The following is a 19,087-nucleotide window of genomic DNA, read 5'->3' as shown; positions in this document are numbered from 1 at the left end:
GACCTTACGGGAGGGCAGCCACGAGCTCACGCACCGGCTTGCGCGCGCCGGTGTAGAAGGGGATCTCCACGCGGGTGTGGCGGCGGGCCTGAGCGGCCCGCAGCGTCCGCATCAGGTCGACGATCCGGTGCAGCTCGTCGGCCTCGAACGCCAGCATCCACTCGTAGTCGTTGAGCGAGAAGCAGGCCACGGTGTTCGCCCGGACGTCGGGATAGTCGCGCGCCATCTTGCCGTGCTCGGCCAGCATCGCCCGGCGCTCGGAGTCTTCGAGCAGATACCACTCAAGGGAGCGGACGAACGGGTAGACGCTCACGTAGGCCCGCGGCTCCTCCTCGGCGAGGAAGGCGGGGACGTGCGACTTGTTGAACTCGGCGGGCCGGTGCAGGGCCATCGCCGACCAGACGGGCCTGCTGTGGCGCCCCAGCTCCGTACGGCGCACGCGGGAGTAGACGTCCTGGAGGTCCTCGGGCGTCGGCGCGTGCCACCAGAACATGTAGTCGGCGTCGGCCCTGAACCCGGCGACGTCGTAGACCCCCCTGGTCACGACGTCCTTCCCGGCGGCCTGGTCGAGCAGGTCGCCGATCTCGTCGGCCATGCCGTCGCGGTCGCCCGTGCACGGCTCGGTCACCTGGAAGACCGACCACATCGTGTAGCGGATCACGTTGTTGAGATCGCGGGCCTTGAGCCGCGCGGCGCCCTCTGTCATGGTGCCTATTCTCCTCGCTGCGACAGGTGGTCCAGAATCCGGGCGGCGGCCGTACGGGCCGTGCCGACGCAGGCGGGGATGCCGATGCCGTCGTAGGCCGCGCCGCAGAGCGCCAGCCCCGGCTGCAGGGCCACCGCGGAGCGGACCCTGGCGACCCGGTCGAGGTGACCCACGTTGTATTGGGGCAGCGCGCCGCCCCAGCGCGTGACCCGGCTGTCGAGCGGCAGCCCGCGCACGCCCATCACGTCGCCCATCTCGGCCATGGCCAGCGACACCAGCTCGGCGTCCTCGCGCTGGAGCAGGTGCTCCTCCCCGACCCTGCCGATCGAGCAGCGCAGGATGACCAGGTCCCTGGCCAGATGGGGCCACTTCACCGAGCTGAACGTGACCGCCTTGACCGGCCGCCGCTCGACCGGCGGCACGAGGTAGCCGCTCGTCACCGGCTGCTCGGGGAAGGCGTCGAGCGGGAAGGCGAGCGTGACGACGGCCATGCTCGCGTAGTCGATCCTGGCCAGCTCGTTGGCCGCCTTGGGCACCTCGGCCTTGAGCAGCCTGGCGGCGGGCGCGCCCGGCACGGCGACGATCACGGCGTCCGCGTCGATGACCTCGGGCCGCGGCACGGGGCCGGTGACGAGCTGCCAGCCGTGCTCGGTCCTGCGCAGCTCGCGTACGGTCACGCCGGTCCTGATGTCGGCCCCTGACGCCTTGGCGACCGCCTCCGGCAGGGTGCCGACGCCGTTCTTCAGCGAGGTGAACACCGGCCCCGCGTCCTTCGGCGCCTCCTCGACGAGCTGCCTGGCCGCGCTCAGCAGCGAACGCTCGGCACGCGCCACGGCCGCCACCCGCGGCATCGTGGCCTCCAGCGACAGCATGTCGGCGCGGCCCGCGTAGACGCCGCCGAGCAGCGGCTCGACCAGCCGCTCGACGACTTCGGCGCCCATCCGGGCGCGGATGTAGGAGGCCACGGACACGTCGGTCCGCACGAGGGTCGCCGGCAGGATCTGGTCGAGCGGCACGCGCAGCAGGCCGGCGGGCGAGATGATTCCCGTCTTGGCCAGCTCTGTCAGGTCGGCGGGCACGCCCATGACCTGGCCCTTCGGCAGGAAACGCAGCGCGCCCCTGGTGTAGACGGCCGACCGCGTGGTGCCGGGGAGCACCAGGTCGTCGCCGAGCCCCACCGCTCTGGCCAGCTCCTTGCCCTCGGGGCGCCTGGCCAGCATGGCCTCCGCGCCCGCGTCGACGCTCACCCCGGCGACCTCCGAGGCGTACAGCTTGCCTCCGACCCGCGAGCCGCCCTCCAGCACGGTCACCTTGACCCGCTCGCCCGCGCCCTGCCGGAGATACCACGCGGCGGCGAGACCCGAGATCCCGGCGCCGATGACGACCACGTGGGCCCGATTCCCTTCCACGTCTCCTGACGCTACCGCCTCAGCGGCTCGGCCAGCCGCTCGGGGCACGTGACCGTACCGTGACTGCTTGCTTCAAACCGGGGCGATCCGGAAGCCGTCTTACTGGCATGAGCAGAATCCGGTACGGCATCGCTCTCTCGGCCTTATGTGCGGCCATGTCCTTGTCCGGCTGCGCGGGCAGCGGAAGCGGCGGCGGGGAGGCGCAGCTGGCCAGGGGCACGGCGGCCGACGCGCCCGCACCCGCACCCATTCAGGAGTCCGCCGGCGCGGCCCGGGACCAGGACACCGAGAAGCAGGCGCAGGCCAAGGGCGGCATCGTCTCGAATGTCAAGGCGACCCAGCAGGAACGGCAGGTCATCTACACCGGCAGCATGACCGTGCGGGCCAAGCAGGTCGGCACCGCCGTGCAGCAGGCCAAGCAGATCGTGACCGCGGCCGGGGGCTACCTGTCGAAGGAGGAGTCCAGCTCGGCCAGCGACAGCGAGGACACGGCCATGCTGGAGTTCAAGGTCCCGCCCGCCAGATACGCCGAGGTGCTCGGCAAGCTGGGCAAGGACCTGGGCAAGCAGCTCGCCATGAACCAGGGCACCCAGGACGTCACCCTGCAGATGGCCGACGTGGAGAGCCGGCTGAAGTCGGCCCAGCAGTCCCTGGAGTCGCTGCGCACGCTGCTGAAGCGGGCCGACACCATCGGCCAGGTGCTGCAGGTGGAGCGGGAGATCTCCGGCCGCGAGTCGGACCTGGAGTCGCTGCAGGCCCAGCAGAAGGAGCTGACCACGCAGGTCGCCATGGCGACGCTGACGCTCAGGCTGGTCGGGCCGGTCGCCGTCGTCGAGGAGCCGGAGGACGAGCCCGCGGGCTTCCTCGGCGGGCTCAAGTCGGGGTGGACGGCGCTGGTGGCGTTCATGAAGGGGGCCGCCACGGTCACCGGTGTGCTGCTGCCGTGGATGATCGTCGTGGTGCCCGTGGCCGTGCTGCTGATCTGGATGACGCGCAGGAACCGGGCGATCGGCAGGCCCTCAGCAGGACCGCCTGCCGCCACCCCGCGCGACCCGGACCCGGAAACCGCCTGATCCGGGTCCTGGACGCGGAAACCGCCGGGACAGCGCGCTCAGGCGGCCTCGTGCACGAGGTCGGTCAGGCGCTTGAGCTGGTCGGGGTCGGTCGAGGGGAGCACGCCGTGCCCGAGGTTGAACACGTGCCCCTCGGCCGCCCGGCCCCGGCGCAGCACGTCGAGGGCCTTGCGCTCGACCACCTCCCACGGCGCCAGCAGCAGGGCCGGGTCGAGATTGCCCTGCAGCGCCTTGCCGGGACCGACCCGGCGGACCGCCTCGTCGAGCGGCACCCGCCAGTCGACGCCCACGACGTCGGCGCCGGCCTCGCCCAGGACGCCGAGCAGCTCGCCGGTGCCGACGCCGAAGTGGATGCGGGGCACGCCCGCGACCCCCTCGAAGATCCGGCGGGTGTGCGGCAGGATGAACTCCCGGTAGTCCTCCGCGGGAATCGCGCCCACCCAGGAGTCGAAGAGCTGCACGGCCGAGGCGCCCGCCGCGATCTGGATGCGCAGGTGCTCCAGGACGATGCCGGTCAGGCGCTCCATCAGCGTGTGCCACAGCTCGGGGGCGCCGTACATCATGGCCTTGGTCTTGTCGTGGTTCTTCGACGGGCCGCCCTCGATCAGGTAGGACCCGAGCGTGAACGGCGCGCCGGCGAAGCCGATCAGCGGCGTGCCGCCCAGCTCGCCGGTCAGCGCCTCGATGGCCTCGGTGACGTAGGAGACGTCGTCCGGCTCCAGCGGGCGCAGCGCGTCCAGGTCCTTGGCGTCGCGGATCGGGTCGGCCACGACGGGGCCGACGCCGGGCTTGATGTCGAGGTCGATGCCGATGGCCTTGAGCGGGACCACGATGTCGCTGAAGAAGATGGCCGCGTCCACGCCGTAGCGGCGGACCGGCTGCATGGTGATCTCGACGATCAGGTCGGGGGTCGCGCACGCGGTGAGCATCGGGACGCCCGCGCGGACCTTGTGGTATTCCGGCAGCGCCCGCCCGGCTTGGCGCATGTACCAGACCGGGGTGTGCGGGACGGGCTGACGGCGGCAGGCGCGCAGGAAGGCTGAGTCGGCGAGGTTCACCTCACAAGAGTGCCATGCACCAGGCTCGGTCCCCGCCGCGGGCCGCGTGCGGGGCCGCCCGATTTCCCGGCCGCGAGCTGCGTGCGGGCCCTCACGTCGCCCGCCGCGGGCTGTGGGCGGGCGACCCGTGTCCAGGCCCGCCGAGCGGGCGAGGTGTCGGAAAAACATGCATTGGGCGCCCCAAATCATGATCAGATAGCCAGATGAAGGTTTACCGGTCTGCTCGGCATCGGCGTCGCACACGGGTCGAACACACCCCACGGCCGACCAGAGAGCCGGTCTCGACTGGACCAAATGTTCGCCAAGCCACCGCGCGGCATCGATTCAGAGACCACTTTCGGGACACGCCGAGCGCGTTGCGGGGAATTGTCAGCGGCTCGTGCCAACGTCGGAGCCACGACCCGAAGAAAGGCCCCGGTGCAATGACTGGTGCGATGACTCGTGCGATGCCCGCGTTGTGGAGTTCCCCAGAGCGCCGCAGTGAGCGCTGCCCTGACTGCGCCGGTGAGCGGCCGTTCGAGCAGCCGCCGTGCTTCGACGGGCACGAGCCGGGCCTGTGCCCGGAGTGGGCGTGCGTCGAGTGCGGCCATGCGATCGTGCTCGGCTGGGCCGAGTCCACCCGCCCGGTTCGCCAGCTGGTTACGGCAGCGGCTTGATCACGAAGGATGAGCACCCCCGTGGTCCCCTTCCGCCCGTCCTCGACCTACGCTTCGGCTATGACACTCGGTGACCAGCCGCCCGCCCCGCCCGCGTTCACGCGCGCGGCGGAGAGCCTGCGGATGGCCGAGGTCAGGCCGGAGATCGAGCTCGAGGACCTGCCCGCGCCGCAGCGGCTGGCCCCCTACTCGGCCGCCATCGGCGCGTCGGTCTACCGCGACGACGACGAGCTCGCGGTCGGCCGGTTGATCCTGCTCTACGACCCCGACGGCCAGCGCGGCTGGGAGGGCCCGTTTCGGCTGGTGGCCTACGTCAGGGCCGACATGGAGCCGGAGATCACCTCCGACCCGCTGCTCGGGCCCGTCGCCTGGAGCTGGCTGACCGAGGCTCTCGAGGCCCAGCAAGCCGACTACTCCGCCGCTGGCGGTACCGTGACAAGAGCCGTGTCCGAGGGGTTCGGCAACAAAGCCGACGACCCGGTCACGACCGAGCTTGAGCTGCGGGCGTCCTGGTCACCCTCCCAGGAGGATCTCTCCGGCCATGTCGCCGCCTGGTGCGACCTCATGTGCCTGGCGGCGGGGATCCCGCCGCTCCCGCCCGACGTGGCCGCGTTGCCCCGCCGACGTGATGATCCGGAGAGTGACCGTACGAAGTGAGGGCACCAGTCAAGACAGCACCAGCGTCATGAGGTCGGTGAGCTCATGACAGAAGAACGCACAGTCGAGCCGTTGCTCGAACCCCGCGAGGGCATCCCGCCGGTCGTGGCGGACGAGGCCGGGCTGGCAGAGGTCGTCGAGCGCTTCGGCGCGGGCAGCGGCCCCGTCGCGGTCGACGCCGAGCGCGCGTCGGGCTACCGCTACGGCAACCGCGCCTACCTGGTGCAGCTGCGCCGGGCGGGTTCCGGCACGGCGTTGATCGACCCGGTCGGCTGCCCCGACCTGTCCGCGCTCGACGCGGCCGTGTCCGGCACGGAGATCGTGCTGCACGCCGCGTCGCAGGACCTGCCGTGCCTGATGGAGGTGGGGTTCAGGCCACGGGAGATGTTCGACACCGAGCTGGCCGGCCGGCTGCTCGGCTACGAGCGGGTGGGGCTCGGCACGATGGTCGAGACCGTGCTCGGCCTGCGCCTGGAGAAGGGCCACTCGGCCGCCGACTGGTCCACCAGGCCCCTGCCGGAAGACTGGCTGCGCTATGCCGCGCTCGACGTCGAGGTGCTGGTCGAGCTGCGCGACGTGCTCCATCAGGAGCTGACCGACAGCGGGAAGCTGGAGTGGGCGCGCGAGGAGTTCGCCGCCGTGCTGCACACCCCGCCGCCGGCGCCCAGGTCCGACCCGTGGCGGCGCACGTCGGGCATCCACAAAGTACGCAGCGTGCGCGCCCTGGCCATCGTGCGCGAGCTGTGGACCATGCGCGACCGGATCGCCCGCGAGTCCGACCTGGCGCCCGGCCGGGTGCTGCCCGACGCCGCGATCGTGACGGCGGCGCTCGAAGGGCCGCGTACCAAGAAGGCATTGACCGAAATATCGGCTTTCACCGGGCGAAGCGCGCGCAGGCACATGAGCGACTGGCTCGACGCGGTCGGCAAGGCGCGCGGGCTGCCCGACAGCCAGCTCCCGCAGCCGAGCACGCCGGGCGACGGGCCGCCGCCGCCCAACCGCTGGGCCGACCGCGACCCGGCCGCCGCCAAGCGGCTGGCCGCGGCCCGCGCGGTGGTGGCCGCGCTGTCCGAAGAGCACCACATGCCCACCGAAAACCTGCTGCAGCCCGATGCCGTACGCCGGCTGACCTGGGAGCCACCGGCCGAGATCACCGATGAGAGCGTGACGGACCGGCTGGGCGAGCTCGGGGCCCGCCACTGGCAGATCGCCCTCGCCGCCCATCCCATCGCCAAAGCCCTGGCCAGGCTGGAGACCCGCGAGGTCTGAGCACGGCGGTCCGGTGCCCCCGCCCTGCTGAGGCGCCGGACTCGACGGCTCCGAGCTGCGGCTGCCCGCATTTCGGCCGTGCCTTGACGGACGGCGCCACTTGACTCCCTCGGTGGCCCGGCCGTACGGTTCGGGAAAGCGCTTTCCTCCCCCGTTTGTCCTGAAGGGATCCCCATGAGCGTGCGCACCATCGGCGTCGTGATGAACGGCGTCACCGGACGAATGGGCTATCGCCAGCACCTCGTCCGTTCCGTCCTGGCCATCAACGAGCAGGGCGGTGTGCCGCTCTCGGACGGCGGCAGGGTCAAGCTCAGGCCCGTGCTGGTCGGACGAAATGCCGACAAACTTGCAGACATTGCGGCAAAGCATGAAATTTCGGATTTCACCACGGAGTTGGACTCGGCGCTCGCCGACGACGACAACCTGATCTACTTCGACGCCCAGGTCACCAGCGCGCGGGTCAAGGCCGTGCTGAAGGCCATCGAGGCGGGCAAGCACATCTACGCGGAGAAGCCCACGGCCGAGTCGACGCAGGAGGCGATCGCGCTGGCCGAGGCGGCCACGGCCAAGGGCGTCAAGAACGGCGTGGTGCAGGACAAGCTCTTCCTGCCCGGCCTGCTGAAGCTGAAGCGGCTGATCGACGGCGGCTTCTTCGGCCGGATCCTGTCGGTGCGCGGGGAGTTCGGCTACTGGGTGTTCGAGGGCGACTGGCAGGAGGCGCAGCGCCCGTCGTGGAACTACCGGTCGGAGGACGGCGGCGGCATCGTGCTCGACATGTTCCCGCACTGGCACTACGTGATGGAGAACCTGTTCGGCCGGATCGAGTCGGTCTACGCCCGCGCCGTGACGCATGTCCCCGCACGTGTGGACGAACAGGGTCACACGTACCAGGCCACCGCCGACGACGCCGCATACGGGATCTTCGAGCTTGAGGGCGGCATCGTCGCTCAGATCAACTCGTCCTGGACGGTTCGCGTGAACCGGGACGAGCTGGTCGAGTTCCAGGTGGACGGCACGCACGGCAGCGCCGTGGCCGGCCTGCGCAACTGCCGCGTCCAGCACCGCTCGGCCACCCCGAAGCCGGTCTGGAACCCCGATCTGCCCGCCACGGCGCGATTCCGCGACGGCTGGCAGGAGGTGCCGGACAACGCCGAGTTCGACAATGGATTCAAGATCCAGTGGGAGGGGTTCATCCGGCACGTGCTGGAGGACGCGCCGTTCCCGAACGACTTCGCCTCGGGCGCCCGCGGCGTGCAGCTCGCCGAGCTGGGCCTGCGCTCGTCCGCCGAGGGCCGCAGGATCGAGGTGCCGCAGCTGTGAGGATCGACCTGCCCGGCGGCGCGTACACGCTGCGCGAGCCCGTCTCCTGGCCGCTCGTCGAGACCCCGGCCGCCGGCCGCATCGTCTACGCGGCCGCCCACGTGGTGGCCGACCCGCTCGGTGACAACACGCCCGGCTCCCCCGCCGCGGTGGACTGGGACGCCACCCTCCGGTTCCGCCGCCACCTGTGGTCGCACGGCCTGCGGGTGGCCGACGCCATGGACACCGCCCAGCGCAACATGGGCCTGGACTGGGCGGCGACCAAGGAGCTCATCCGGCGCAGCGCGGCGGAGGCCGCCTCGATCGGCGACCCGGCGACGCTGGTGGCCTGCGGCGCGGGCACCGACCACGCGCCGGACGCCGCCGACCTGCACACGATCACGGCCGCGTACGCCGAGCAGATCGAGACCGTGCAGGCGACCGGCGCCGGCGTGATCGTCATGGCCTCCCGGCAGCTCGCCCGGGTGGCCTCGGGGCCGCAGGACTACCACCAGGTGTACGGCAAGCTGTTCGGCCTGGCCGGGCGGCCGGTGATCCTGCACTGGCTGGGCGAGATGTTCGACCCGCAGCTGGCCGGCTACTGGGGCTCGCGCGACGTGGCCACGGCGACCGAGTCGTTCCTGGAGCTGATCCACGCCTACGCCCCGATGGTGGACGGGGTCAAGGTGTCGCTGCTGGACGAGGAGCACGAGGTGGCGCTGCGGGCCGCGCTGCCCGCCGGGGTCAAGCTCTACACCGGCGACGACTTCAACTACCCGTCGCTGATCAAGTCGGGCTCGCACGCCCTGCTGGGCATCTTCGACGCCATCGCCCCGGCCGCGGCGGCGGCGCTCCAGGCGCTGGACGCCGCCGAGGCCGGTGACGACCAGGCTCTGGCACGCTACGACGAGATCTTCGCCCCGACCGTCCCGCTGTCGCGCAAGATCTTCGAGACGCCGACGTACAACTACAAGACCGGCATCGTCTTCCTGGCCTGGCTGAACGGCCACCAGGACGCGTTCTCCATGGTGAACGGCGCCCAGTCGGCGCGCTCGCTGGCCCACCTGTCGGAGGTGTTCCGGCTGGCCGACCAGGCCGGGCTGCTGGCCGACCAGGAGCTGGCCGTGCGCCGCATGAAGGCGCTGCTGGCGGTGAACGGGCTGTGAGCCTCGCCCTGAACCAGTGGACGACCAGGCGCTGGTCCGTGGCCGAGGCCGTGGACGGGTGTGTGCGGCACGGCCTGGAAGCGGTCGGGCTGTGGCGGGAGAAGGTGGCCGAGCAGGGGCTCGCGCAGAGCGTCAAGCTGGTGCGCGAGGCCGGGCTGCGGGTGTCGTCGCTGTGCCGCGGCGGCTTCCTGACGGCGGGCGGGCTGCCGGGCGAGGACGGCCGCAAGGCCTTCGCGCAGGCGCTGGAGAGCAACCGGCAGGCCATCGACGAGGCCGCGGAGCTGTCCGCGGCGTGCCTGGTGATGGTGGTCGGCGGGCTGCCCGGCGTGCGGCCGGGCGAGCCGCTGCCCGCGAATGGTTTCACCCGCGATCTGGCAGGCGCCCGTGAGCGGGTGGCCGAGGCGCTGGCGGAGCTGGCGCCGTACGCCGGGGAGCGGGGGGTCAAGCTGGCCCTGGAGCCGCTGCACCCGATCTACTGCCCGGACCGCGCGGTGCTGTCCACGCTGGGGCAGGCGCTCGACCTGAGCCTGGCCTACCCGGAGGAGCAGGTGGGCGTGGTGGTGGACACGTTCCACGTGTGGTGGGATCCGCGGCTGTTCGAGGACATCGAGCGGGCGGGCCGGCGGATCGCGTCGTACCAGGTGTGCGACTACCTGCACCCGCTGCCGGCGGACGTGCTGCTCGGGCGGGGCATGATGGGTGACGGCGTGATCGACTTCGCGCCGATCACGCGGGCCGTCCAGGCCGCCGGATACACCGGGGACGTCGAGGTGGAGATCTTCAACGCCGACATCTGGGCCGCCGATCCCGATGAGGTGGTGGCCACGATGAAGGCCCGGTACGCGGACGTGGTGCTCGCCACGAGCTGAACCGCGGCGCTCACTCGGGCAGGGTCACGGTGCCGGCGGCGCCGTTCACCGTGATCTCCTGCCCGGTGGTGATGCGGTGGGTGGCGTCGGGGACGCCGACGACGGCCGGGATGCCGTACTCCCTGGCCACGACCGCGCCGTGCGACATCGCGCCGCCCATCTCCATCACCAGCGCGCCCGCCGTCAGGAACAGCGGCGTCCAGCCGGGATCCGTCGAGGGGCAGACCAGGATCTCGCCCGGCTCCAGGTGGGCGCCGATCGGGTCGAGGACCACCCTGGCCACGCCCGTGACGGTGCCCGCGGAGGCCGCCGTGCCGGTCAGCGCGCCGTCGGCGGCGCTCTCCGCGAGCGCCGCCGGCTCGGTGCCGTCCGAGAGCAGCACCCGGGGCACATGCCTGCGGCGCGACTCCTGCTCGTACGCCGCCCGCCGCTCCGCCACCAGCTCGCGCAGGTCGCCCCCGGCCAGCGCGGCCCTGAGCTCCGCGAGGTCCAGGTGGGCCACGTCCGCCGCGGAGTCCAGGACGCCCAGCTCCACCAGGTGGTCGCCGACCACGAGCAGGCTGCGCCGGACCGCCGCGAACGCCTTGACCGCGTAGAACTTGGGCAGCTCGCGCAGCCCCGCGTACGTCCGCGTGCGCTTGAGCCCGAACCTGACGACGGCCGCCCGCCAGCGGGCCTTCCGCCGGGCCTGCGCCGCCACGTGCGCGACCGCGCCCCGCGCCTCCTGCACGCCCTTGGCGAACAGCGCGGCGGGCGCCAGGTCGGCCCCGCCGTCCATGCGCAGGTAGTTGGCGAGCACGCCGAGAATGTGCGCGGGGTTCTCCGACCAGCGCGGCAGGCCCATGTCGATCTCCGCGACGCCGCGGTGCCCGTATGTGTCCAGGAACGCGGCGACCCCCTGCTGCGCGGTGGGCGGGAGCTCTCCGGCCTGGTAAAGGCGGACGAGCTCGGCCACCGGCGCGCTCGTGAACGGCTCACGCTCGATGCGCGTGGCCAGGTCCCACAGCTCCAGGTCCATCTCCGTGGTCGGGTTGTGCGGGACGCTGCGCAGGACGTCCAGCATCTCGCCCATCGGGACGCCGGACAGCTTGGCGGCCAGGCCGTACAGGCCGTAGCCGGTGATCACGATGGGCATGATCGAGACGATGATCGGGAAGGTGCCGGACAGGACGCGTTCCGCGTGGTCCAGGCGCTGGGCGGGGGTGACGGAGGCGGGCAGCCGCAGGCGCTCGTCGAGCCGTTCGCCGACGCGGGCCGCGTACGCCAGGGCCTTGCGCGGCCTGGTCAGCGCCATCAGCACCCGGGACGGCGCGTGGATGCGGGCGGCGAAGCGGCGCAGGGCGCGGAGCGCGGGCCGGCGGGAGGTGTGCACGACCGACAGCCGCGGGTCCTCCATCAGCCGGTCGAAGATGGGGGCGGTGCGGGCCTCGCCCAGGGTGAGCATGCGCGGCAGCATGGCCCGGCCGACGCGGCTGCGCACCGCGGTGGTGAGGTCGATCCACATGCGCTCCCCCGACTCGGACAGGAAGGGCGCGCCGTCGATCCGGTCGGCGGGCCCGTGGCCGAACATGCTCGCGCCCCCGGCGCTGATCAGCCTGAGCCCCGACCGCCCGAGCGGCGTGAGCGGGCCCATGACGCCCTGGACGACGTTGAGCGAGAAGTACACCCGCAGGCCGGGCCTGGTGGTGGCGGGCAGCGGATACAGGGTGGTGATCGGCCTGGCCTGGGTGAGCCAGAGCCGCCCGTCCGCGTCGACGGCCCACTCGGTGTCCTGGGGCGCGCCGTAGTGGTCCTCGACGCGGTCGCCCAGCGCGGCCAGCTCGCGCACCTGGGCGTCGGTCAGGCAGAAGCCGTCCTGTCCCGCGCTCTCGACGCGTTCCGTGCCGCCGCCCGGCAGCGCGCGGACGGCCAGGCGCTTGTCCCCGGCGTGGCGTTCGACGATCTCGCCGCCGGAGACGATGAAGCGGTCGGGGTTCACGGCGCCGGAGACGACGGCCTCGCCGAGCCCGGGGCTGGCGTCGATGACGGCCTCGCGCCGCCGGCCGGTCACCGGGTTCGCGGTGAACAGCACGCCCGCGACCTGCGCGTCCACCATGACCTGGACGACGACCGCGAGCCGCACCGACGCGTGGTCGATGCCGTTGGACTCGCGGTAGGCCACCGCGCGGTCGGTCCAGAGCGAGGCCCAGCAGCGGCGGACGGCCTCGACCACGGCCTGCGCGCCCACCACGTTGAGGAAGGTGTCCTGCTGCCCGGCGAAGCTGGCGAACGGCAGGTCCTCGGCCGTGGCGGAGGAGCGCACCGCCACGGGCACGTCGTCGCCGAGCGCGGCGTAGGACGTCACGATCGTCTCGTGGACGGCGTCCGGCACCGGCGCCTGGAGCAGGTGCCGCCGCGCCCGCTCCGCGAGCCCGTCGCCGCTCGTCTCCAGCCCGTCCGCGACCTGACGGTACGCCTCCGTCGTCAGCACCCAGCCGGGCGGGACGGGCAGCCCCGCCCTGGTCAGCTCGCCGAGGTTGGCCGCCTTGCCGCCCACCTCGGCGAGCATGCCCGCGTCGATCTCGGAGAAGTCCAGCGCCGTCTTCATCGAATGCACCCCCTTCTTGTGAGAAGTCTCGCGCGAACGGGAGCGAAATTCAACAGTTGTTGAATGGTGTCACCACGCGAAGGGCGCGCCGTCCAGGTCCCAGGCGGGGTCGACCGGCACGCCCAGCCAGGCCAGCGCCGTCGGGCCCACGTCCACCAGCCGGGGCGCGCCGAGCGAGCGGCCGCCCAGGTCCTCGCCCAGCCGGTTCGCGATCACGAACACCGTGCGCTCCGCGTCGGACGTGCCGCCGTGGCCGCCCTCGTCCACGTGGCCGTGGTCGGTCGTGACCAGCACCGTCCAGCGCTCCTCCGGGTACGCGGCCCGCCCCCGCACGGCGTCGAGCAGCCGGCCCAGGTAGGCGTCCTGGGTCTGGAGCGCGGCGGTGTACTCGGGACAGAGCGGGCCGAGGTCGTGGGCCACTTCGTCGGTGTCGCCCAGGTACACGAACACCGCGTCGGGGTCGTCCTCGGCCAGGTGCCGCTCGGCGGTGCCGGCCACCTGCTGGTCGGCGGCGGCCCAGCCGAGCGCGTAACCGTCCAGGGCGAGCTTGTGGTCGATCGCGTGGCTGAACGCGCCGTGCTCGTCGAGGGCCGCCCAGGAGAAGAACGCGGACGTGGTCAGCTCGGGGCGAGCCTGCTTCACACGAGTCAAGAAGTCCGGAAATTTCTTGAACTGGGGTGCTGCGAAACCGTTGTCCACGACGCCGTGTTTGTCGGGCCAGGCGCTGGTCGCGATCGAGGACCAGCCGGGCCCGGAGTCGGTGCGCGACCTGATCACCCGGCCGCCGTCCCCCGGCTCAGGGGACTTGGGGACGACCTCGCCCGGCGACTCCGTACGCGGCGTTCCGGCCTCGCCGTAAGGGAGCAGGCTGGTGCCGTACGCGCCGGAGGACATCAGCGCGGACAGCACCGGCGGGCCCACGGCCAGCAGCCGGTCGAACCGCAGGCCGTCCATGCCGACGACGAGCACCTTGTTTCTCAATGGGGACATCCCCCCATCTAAGCGGTGAAACGCCGCACCCAGTCAGCCGCACCCGGCAGGATCTCCTCGACGGGGGCGACCTGCGGATACCACGTCCGCTCCCACTCCAGCGAGACCCACCCGTCGTAGCCCGCGCCGCGCAGCAGCTCACCCGCCTCCGTCAGCGGCACCGACCCCGCGCCCATGGGCACCGGCGTGGTGTCCTGGGCCGAGACGGCGTCCTTGACCTGGACGTAGGCCAGATAGGGGCCGAGCGCGGTGAGCGTGGCGGTCAGGGACTCGCCGTGCCGCCACGGGTGCAGCAGGTCCCAGATCGCGCCGGTGGTCTCGGGGCAGGCCGCCTCGGCCAGCAGCCCGGCCACGGCCGCGCCGGTGGCCATGCTGTCGTGCGTCTCGACGAACACGCGGCGGCCGAGGGCGGCGGCCGTACCGGAGACCGCCTTGAGCCGGCGCGCGCCGACGGCGGGGTCGCCGCCGCGCGGGAACACCCGCACCGCGGGCGCGTCCAGGTCGGCGGCGAGCCGGAGGTCGGCGAGCAGCGCCTCGATGACCGGCTCGTCCGGCCCAGGCTCACAAATGCCGACATATCCCGCAAGGGCGGCGATCTCCAGACCTGCCTGCTCCACCCGCTCCCGCACGGCACGCCGCTCCTCGGGACCGAGCCCGGCGTGCACGCCGGTGTCCGGATGCAGGCGCAGCTCCAGGCCCTGGCACCCGTGCCCGGCCGCGATCTCGATCGCCCTGCCGAGCCCTTCGCCGGGCATCCCCAGGGTGCTGACCGCCAGCTTCACGCCATCCTCCGTACGCTCTCTCGCAACACGACCTCGCCGGCGACGTGCTCGACCACGACCGTCTCCGCCTCGCCCAGCGCCAGCTCCAGGGCCCGCGCCCCCATGTCCTTCAACGGCAGCCGCACGGTCGTCAGCGCGGGCACGTGATCACGCAGAGTGACGATGTCGTCGAAACCTGCCACCGAAACGTCCTCAGGAACCCGGATCCCGCGCTCCCTGTACGCCGCCAGCGCCCCGACCGCCATCACGTCGTTGACCGCGAACACACACGTCGCGTCCCCGATCTGGGCGGCGGCCGCATAGCCGCCGTCGCGGTCGAACGGCCCGTGGACCACGCGCGGCGCGGGCAGCCCCAGCTCGGCCAGCGCCCCGGTGAACCCGGCGCACCGGTCGGCCGCCGTCACCAGGTGCGGCGGACCGGCCAGCACCGCGAAACGCGTGTGCCCCAGGCCCGCCAGCGACCGCGCCAGCGCCGCCGCGCCCTCCCTGTTGGCGGGTGCGACGGTGTCGACGCCGAGCAGGTCCTGGCCCACGCAGGCCGCCCGGCCGCCGCCGGCCTGGTATCGGGCCAGCTCGCCGCGCAGCCGCCCGGTGACGGCCTGGTCGGCGACACGCGAGCCGACCAGCAGCACCGCACGCACGCGCTGCGCGTTGAGCGTGGCCACGTAGGCGATCTCCTGCTCGGGATCGCGATGCGTGGTGCCCACCATGACCAGCAGCCCTTCGGTGGCCGCCGCCCGCATCGCCCCGTCGGCCAGGGCCGCGAAGTAGGGGTCGGTCAGGTCGTGGACGACGATGCCGATGACGTTGCTCGCCCCGCGGGCCAGCGTCTGGGCCGCGATGTTGGCACGGTAGCCCAGCTCGTCGGCGGCCTGCTCGACCCGCGACCGCAAGGCCGCGCCCACCTGGCGGGTGCTGCCGTTGAGCACCCGCGAAGCGGTCGCGAGCGAGACGCCCGCCTGCTTGGCGACGTCTTCAAGCGTGACCACGAGACCTCCCCGGAAAGCGGTTTCCAGTGTGCCAGACCAGCGGGGGTCATGGACACTCGGTTCCGCATCCTCGCACGTCTCAGGCCCAGGGGAACAGGATGTCGAACAGGCCCTTCTTCTCCTCCTGCGTCGGCGTCGGAGCGGGCGCCTGGGTGGCGGGCGCCTGGGTGGGCTGGCTGGTGGACTTGCTCTCCGGCTCCTTGGTCGAGGACTCCTCGGCGCCGCTGTCCCCGCTGTCCCCGGTGTCCTGCATCTCGCTCTGGGACTGCGAGGTGCGGGTGGGCTTGCTGGTCGCCTTCGTGGTCGGCTGGCCGACGCGCGTGGGCGTGGGGCGTACGGAGGGCTCCCGCGTGGGCCTGGCCCGCTGGGACGGCTGTGCCGGCTTTGCGGACTCGGTCTCGGTCGGCTCAGGGCCGGCCGAATCCGTGGGGTCGGCGGGGAGCTCCTCCTCTTCCGCCGGCGTGTCCTCGGGGGGCGCGGACTCGGAGGGAGAGGTCACCTCGCCCGCGCTGGCGCACTGGGCGCCCTTGCACGGGTCGTCGGAGGAGGTGCCGGTGAGCATCCAGCCGGCGCCGACGCCGACCAGCACGACCGCGACCGCCGCCACCAGCAGCTTCCTGGTACGGCGGCGCACCTCGCCCTCGCCGCCGCCGTGCCCGCCGCGCGAGCCGTCGGAGTCGTCGGTCCAGCCCGAGCCGAGGAAGCCACGCTTGGGCCGGTCATCGTCGCCGTCGTCGTGCCCCGTGCCGTAGCTCCGGTCGAGCGGCAGGTAGGGGTTGTCGTCGTCCAGGTGGTGCGCGCCGCTGTCCTCGCCGCGCACGTCGTGCGGGCCGCTGACGGGGCCGAGCGCGTGCGGGCCGCTGTAATCGGCACTGTAGTCGGCACTCTTGTCAGAGCCGTAGTCGGCCCCGTACTCGCCGATGTACTCGCCCTTGGCGGCGCCCAGCACGTCGTGGGCCCCGCTGTGCTCCCTGTTGTGCTCGCTGTACTCGCTGGGCCCGTCGAGCACGTCGTGCCCGCCGCTCCTGGTGTCGCCGAGCACGTCATGGCGGCCGGGGTCGCCCAGCACGTCGTGCCCGGCCGGGTCGCCGAGGACGTCGCGCATGCCGTCGCCCCGCGCGCCCTTGTCAGGCGGAAGGATGTAGGTCTCGTTGCCGACCACCTGGATGGCAGGCTGCTCGTCGGTGTCGTCGGTGCTCCACCGGGGGGACAGCACGTCACCCGTCAGCTCCGGGTTTAACGACCTACCCTGCCCATCCTCGAATGGCCTGTCGTTCTCGTCGCGCGCCACGATGGAACCTCTCTAGTACGAATTCGACCCGCCCTTTCCTAGCAGACCCGACCACCACTTGTCCGGAAATTTCACACGTTTCCCTAAAATCACTCTCCGTAACATCGGCCGCTCCAGCCCCATGGCCCGCAGTGGATCGGTCCTTCGGCAAGGCCATCGAGGCACGCCCGGAGCACCCCCCGCACCCGCCCCACCGGCCCGCCCGCGAGGCGGTGAAGGCGTACGCGGAGCACCGCCCTCACCCGCCCCACCGGGGCCCCGCACCCCGAGCCGACGCGCCGCCAGCGGGCCGACCGGACGTCGGCCGGGCATCGGCGCCAGCTGGCCGGACGTCGGCCAAGCACGCGGCGGCGGCGCAACTCGGGGGCCATCGGGCCCAAAGGGGCGTGGCCGGCGTCATAGGCGCCGCCGAAGCAGGCCGGCGGGCTCTCCGTTCCACGGCGAGCAGGAGGTCGAGTTGCTCGACCGTCCGGTTCGGCAGCGCCCGCAGGAATGCCACGGCCCACGCGACCGGCTCGGCACCGGGACCGAGCGACGTGGACCTCCGATAAGCGCGCCCTGGAACTCCCGCTCCCGCGCGCCGATCAACGCGTCGCCGCCCGTGCGACGGCCACCGCTTGAGCGGGGCACCGCCCGTGCGACGGTTACACGCAGGGGTTCGTGGTGGAGTCGACCACCTTGTCCTTGAGCGAGTCCGGGATCGCCGAGGCGACGCGCACCCCGGGCCAGTCCGACCCGATGACGAGCTGGATGACCGGCCCGTCGGGCGTCTTGGTGACCTTGGACTCGTACGGCTTGAAGTTGACCGGCTTGACCTTGCCGGCCACCGGCGTCCGCTTGTCCTGGGACAGCCGGGCGGCCAGCGCGTCACCGTAGGCGGGCCCGTCGGCGGTGTCCTTCTTGGCGTAGCGGATCGAGGTGGCGGTGGCCGGTGGGGCGGTCCCGACCTGGGTGACCACGAACCCCTGCGACGCCAGCTCGCCCGCCACCACCGCGGCCTTGCCCGTCTCGGCGGTGCCGTTGAGCACCTGGACGCGCACCTGCTCGTTCTCGACCTTGGGCGCGCTCGACTTGCCGGGCGTGGGAGCGACGGTGACCTCGACGTCGTTGCGCACGTTCTCGAAGAAGTTCTTGGCGGCCGGCTCAAAGAACTGCACCCGGTTCTTGTCCGCGGGATACGGCTCGGTGGGCACCGTGATGCCCTTGAGCTCCTTGGTCGTCAGCCCGCTGACGCTTCTGCCGATCTCCAGCATCCGGTCGAGCGAGAGCTTGTCGTCCAAAGTGACGGCACTGGTGGCGGCGAGCAGGAAGTCGTTCAGCTTGACGGGATCGGTGAGCAGACCGCCGTCGGTGACCTTCTGCATCACCTTGGTGAGGAAGATCTGCTGGCGCTGGATCCTGCTCAGGTCGCTGCCGTCACCCAGCGCGTAGCGGGTGCGTACGTACCCCAGCGCCTGCTCGCCCTTGACCACGTGCTTGCCCGCGCTGAGCACCAGCTTCGCCTTGGGGTCGTTGACCGGCTTGGGCAGGCAGATCTCGATGCCGCCGATGGCGTCGATGATGCCCTTGAAGCCGGTGAAGTCGACCTTCACGAAGTGGTTGATCTTGATGTTGGTGAGCGACTCCAGCGTCCTGATCGTGCAGTTGATGCCGCCGTCGTTGAAGGCGGAGTTGATCTGCCGCAGCCCGCCGGGCAGGACGGCGCCGTTCTTGCCCTCGCACTGGGGGACCTGGACCATGGAGTCGCGGGGGAAGCTGATCATGGTGGCCTTGTCCCTGTTCGGGGAGATGTGCAGCAGCATGATCGTGTCGGTGCGCTCGCCCTGCCCGAAGGACGTGGCTCCGTACTTCTGGTTGTCTCCGTCGCGGGAGTCCGAGCCGACGAGCAGGACGTTGAGCGCGCCGGTCTCCGGGGGGCGGCTCGCGCCCACCTTGATGACCTCCCGCTCGATGCCGCTCTCGATGCGCCGGTAGTACGCGTACGCCCCCAGCGAGACGATCACCAGCACCGCCGTCATGCCCACGCTCACCCACCCGAGGGGGGTCAGCGGGTTGCGCCGCGGCCGGGGATCTCGCCTCGATCCGCGCGGCTTCGGCTCCATCCGCGGGTCCCGAACCGCATTGCTCGGTCGCTCTCTCACGCGGCTCACCCCTTGCGCCATGATCGCGAAGCATAGTCACAAACAGGAGCTCACGATGACATTTCAGCCCATGTCGGGCTTCGCCCGCGCGACGTTCCGCTCCCACGGTACGTCGCCACACCATGCTGAGGGAGACTGCCGCCCG

Annotated in this window: 15 protein-coding genes; 6 read left to right on the top strand and 9 right to left on the bottom strand. The window is 72.1% G+C overall.

Translation table 11 applies throughout. From position 1 onward, the window contains the following. Positions 1-4: 4 nt before the first annotated feature. Positions 5-706: a hydrogen peroxide-dependent heme synthase gene (hemQ, locus tag ABEA43_RS08670; RefSeq protein WP_345560094.1), complete on the bottom strand. Its 702-nt coding sequence runs from the start codon at positions 704-706 to the stop codon at positions 5-7. Positions 707-711: 5 nt separating this feature from the next. Further along, positions 712-2,115, bottom strand: coding sequence for a protoporphyrinogen oxidase (gene hemG / locus ABEA43_RS08665; RefSeq protein WP_345560093.1), 1,404 nt, complete (start codon positions 2,113-2,115; stop codon positions 712-714). 107 nt (positions 2,116-2,222) lie between these two features. On the opposite strand from hemG, the gene ABEA43_RS08660 reads away from it, so the two are divergent. After that, positions 2,223-3,188: a DUF4349 domain-containing protein gene (locus ABEA43_RS08660; protein ID WP_345560092.1), complete on the top strand. Its 966-nt coding sequence runs from the start codon at positions 2,223-2,225 to the stop codon at positions 3,186-3,188. 38 nt (positions 3,189-3,226) lie between these two features. Here ABEA43_RS08660 and hemE read toward each other — a convergent pair whose 3' ends face one another. Then, positions 3,227-4,222, bottom strand: coding sequence for a uroporphyrinogen decarboxylase (hemE, locus tag ABEA43_RS08655; protein WP_345560795.1), 996 nt, complete (start codon positions 4,220-4,222; stop codon positions 3,227-3,229). Between the two features lie 740 nt (positions 4,223-4,962). Here hemE and ABEA43_RS08650 point away from each other — a divergent pair. The 5 genes from ABEA43_RS08650 to ABEA43_RS08630 all read left to right on the top strand — a co-directional run bounded on the left by ABEA43_RS08650 (position 4,963) and on the right by ABEA43_RS08630 (position 10,162). Beyond that, positions 4,963-5,559 (top strand): DUF3000 domain-containing protein, encoded by a 597-nt coding sequence (locus ABEA43_RS08650; protein ID WP_345560091.1) that lies wholly within the window; start codon positions 4,963-4,965, stop codon positions 5,557-5,559. A gap of 45 nt (positions 5,560-5,604) precedes the next feature. Beyond that, positions 5,605-6,828 (top strand): HRDC domain-containing protein, encoded by a 1,224-nt coding sequence (locus tag ABEA43_RS08645; RefSeq protein WP_345560090.1) that lies wholly within the window; start codon positions 5,605-5,607, stop codon positions 6,826-6,828. A 174-nt stretch (positions 6,829-7,002) separates the two neighbouring features. Next, positions 7,003-8,148 carry a Gfo/Idh/MocA family protein gene (locus tag ABEA43_RS08640; protein ID WP_345560089.1) on the top strand — a complete coding sequence of 382 codons (1,146 nt, stop codon included), beginning with the start codon at positions 7,003-7,005 and terminating at the stop codon, positions 8,146-8,148. Then, positions 8,145-9,293, top strand: coding sequence for a dihydrodipicolinate synthase family protein (locus ABEA43_RS08635; protein WP_345560088.1), 1,149 nt, complete (start codon positions 8,145-8,147; stop codon positions 9,291-9,293). The genes ABEA43_RS08640 and ABEA43_RS08635 overlap by 4 nt, the downstream gene beginning before the upstream one ends. Then, a complete protein-coding gene (locus ABEA43_RS08630) occupies positions 9,290-10,162 on the top strand; it encodes a sugar phosphate isomerase/epimerase family protein (protein WP_345560087.1) in 873 nt (290 codons plus the stop codon). The genes ABEA43_RS08635 and ABEA43_RS08630 overlap by 4 nt, the downstream gene beginning before the upstream one ends. 10 nt (positions 10,163-10,172) lie before the next feature. On the opposite strand, the gene ABEA43_RS08625 is transcribed toward ABEA43_RS08630, so the two are convergent. The 6 genes from ABEA43_RS08625 to ABEA43_RS08600 form a co-directional block, all read right to left on the bottom strand. Then, complete coding sequence (locus ABEA43_RS08625; protein ID WP_345560086.1) at positions 10,173-12,749, bottom strand: PEP/pyruvate-binding domain-containing protein; 2,577 nt, start codon at positions 12,747-12,749, stop codon at positions 10,173-10,175. 69 nt (positions 12,750-12,818) lie between these two features. After that, the gene (locus tag ABEA43_RS08620; protein ID WP_345560085.1) at positions 12,819-13,739 is read right to left on the bottom strand and encodes an alkaline phosphatase family protein; all 921 of its coding nucleotides are present in this window, start codon (positions 13,737-13,739) and stop codon (positions 12,819-12,821) included. A gap of 8 nt (positions 13,740-13,747) precedes the next feature. Next, the gene (locus ABEA43_RS08615; RefSeq protein ID WP_345560084.1) at positions 13,748-14,521 is read right to left on the bottom strand and encodes a sugar phosphate isomerase/epimerase family protein; all 774 of its coding nucleotides are present in this window, start codon (positions 14,519-14,521) and stop codon (positions 13,748-13,750) included. After that, entirely contained in the window at positions 14,518-15,510 is a 993-nt protein-coding gene (locus tag ABEA43_RS08610; RefSeq protein WP_345560083.1) for a LacI family DNA-binding transcriptional regulator, read from the bottom strand. Before ABEA43_RS08610 ends, ABEA43_RS08615 begins: the two co-directional genes overlap by 4 nt. A 79-nt stretch (positions 15,511-15,589) precedes the next feature. Then, a complete protein-coding gene (locus ABEA43_RS08605; protein ID WP_345560082.1) occupies positions 15,590-16,726 on the bottom strand; it encodes a hypothetical protein in 1,137 nt (378 codons plus the stop codon). A 719-nt stretch (positions 16,727-17,445) separates the two neighbouring features. Continuing rightward, positions 17,446-18,831, bottom strand: a complete 1,386-nt coding sequence (locus ABEA43_RS08600) for an LCP family protein (protein WP_345560081.1) — start codon at positions 18,829-18,831, stop codon at positions 17,446-17,448. Between the last annotated feature and the right edge of the window lie 256 nt (positions 18,832-19,087).

Origin of the sequence: Nonomuraea rosea, assembly GCF_039539705.1 — a bacterium.
GTDB classification, from domain to species: Bacteria; Actinomycetota; Actinomycetes; order Streptosporangiales; family Streptosporangiaceae; genus Nonomuraea; species Nonomuraea rosea.
The sequence above is the reverse complement of the archived record's forward strand: the minus strand, read 5'-3'. Positions and strand labels throughout refer to the sequence as shown.

What these genes read in the sequence shown, in the direction of transcription:
- ABEA43_RS08640 (WP_345560089.1), top strand. Translation starts at nt 7,003, where the DNA reads ATGAGCGTGCGCACCATCGGCGTCGTGATGAACGGCGTCACCGGACGA.
- ABEA43_RS08625 (WP_345560086.1), bottom strand. Translation starts at nt 12,749, where the DNA reads ATGAAGACGGCGCTGGACTTCTCCGAGATCGACGCGGGCATGCTCGCC.
- ABEA43_RS08620 (WP_345560085.1), bottom strand. Translation starts at nt 13,739, where the DNA reads ATGTCCCCATTGAGAAACAAGGTGCTCGTCGTCGGCATGGACGGCCTG.
- hemQ (WP_345560094.1), bottom strand. Translation starts at nt 706, where the DNA reads ATGACAGAGGGCGCCGCGCGGCTCAAGGCCCGCGATCTCAACAACGTG.
- ABEA43_RS08660 (WP_345560092.1), top strand. Translation starts at nt 2,223, where the DNA reads ATGAGCAGAATCCGGTACGGCATCGCTCTCTCGGCCTTATGTGCGGCC.
- ABEA43_RS08650 (WP_345560091.1), top strand. Translation starts at nt 4,963, where the DNA reads ATGACACTCGGTGACCAGCCGCCCGCCCCGCCCGCGTTCACGCGCGCG.
- ABEA43_RS08645 (WP_345560090.1), top strand. Translation starts at nt 5,605, where the DNA reads ATGACAGAAGAACGCACAGTCGAGCCGTTGCTCGAACCCCGCGAGGGC.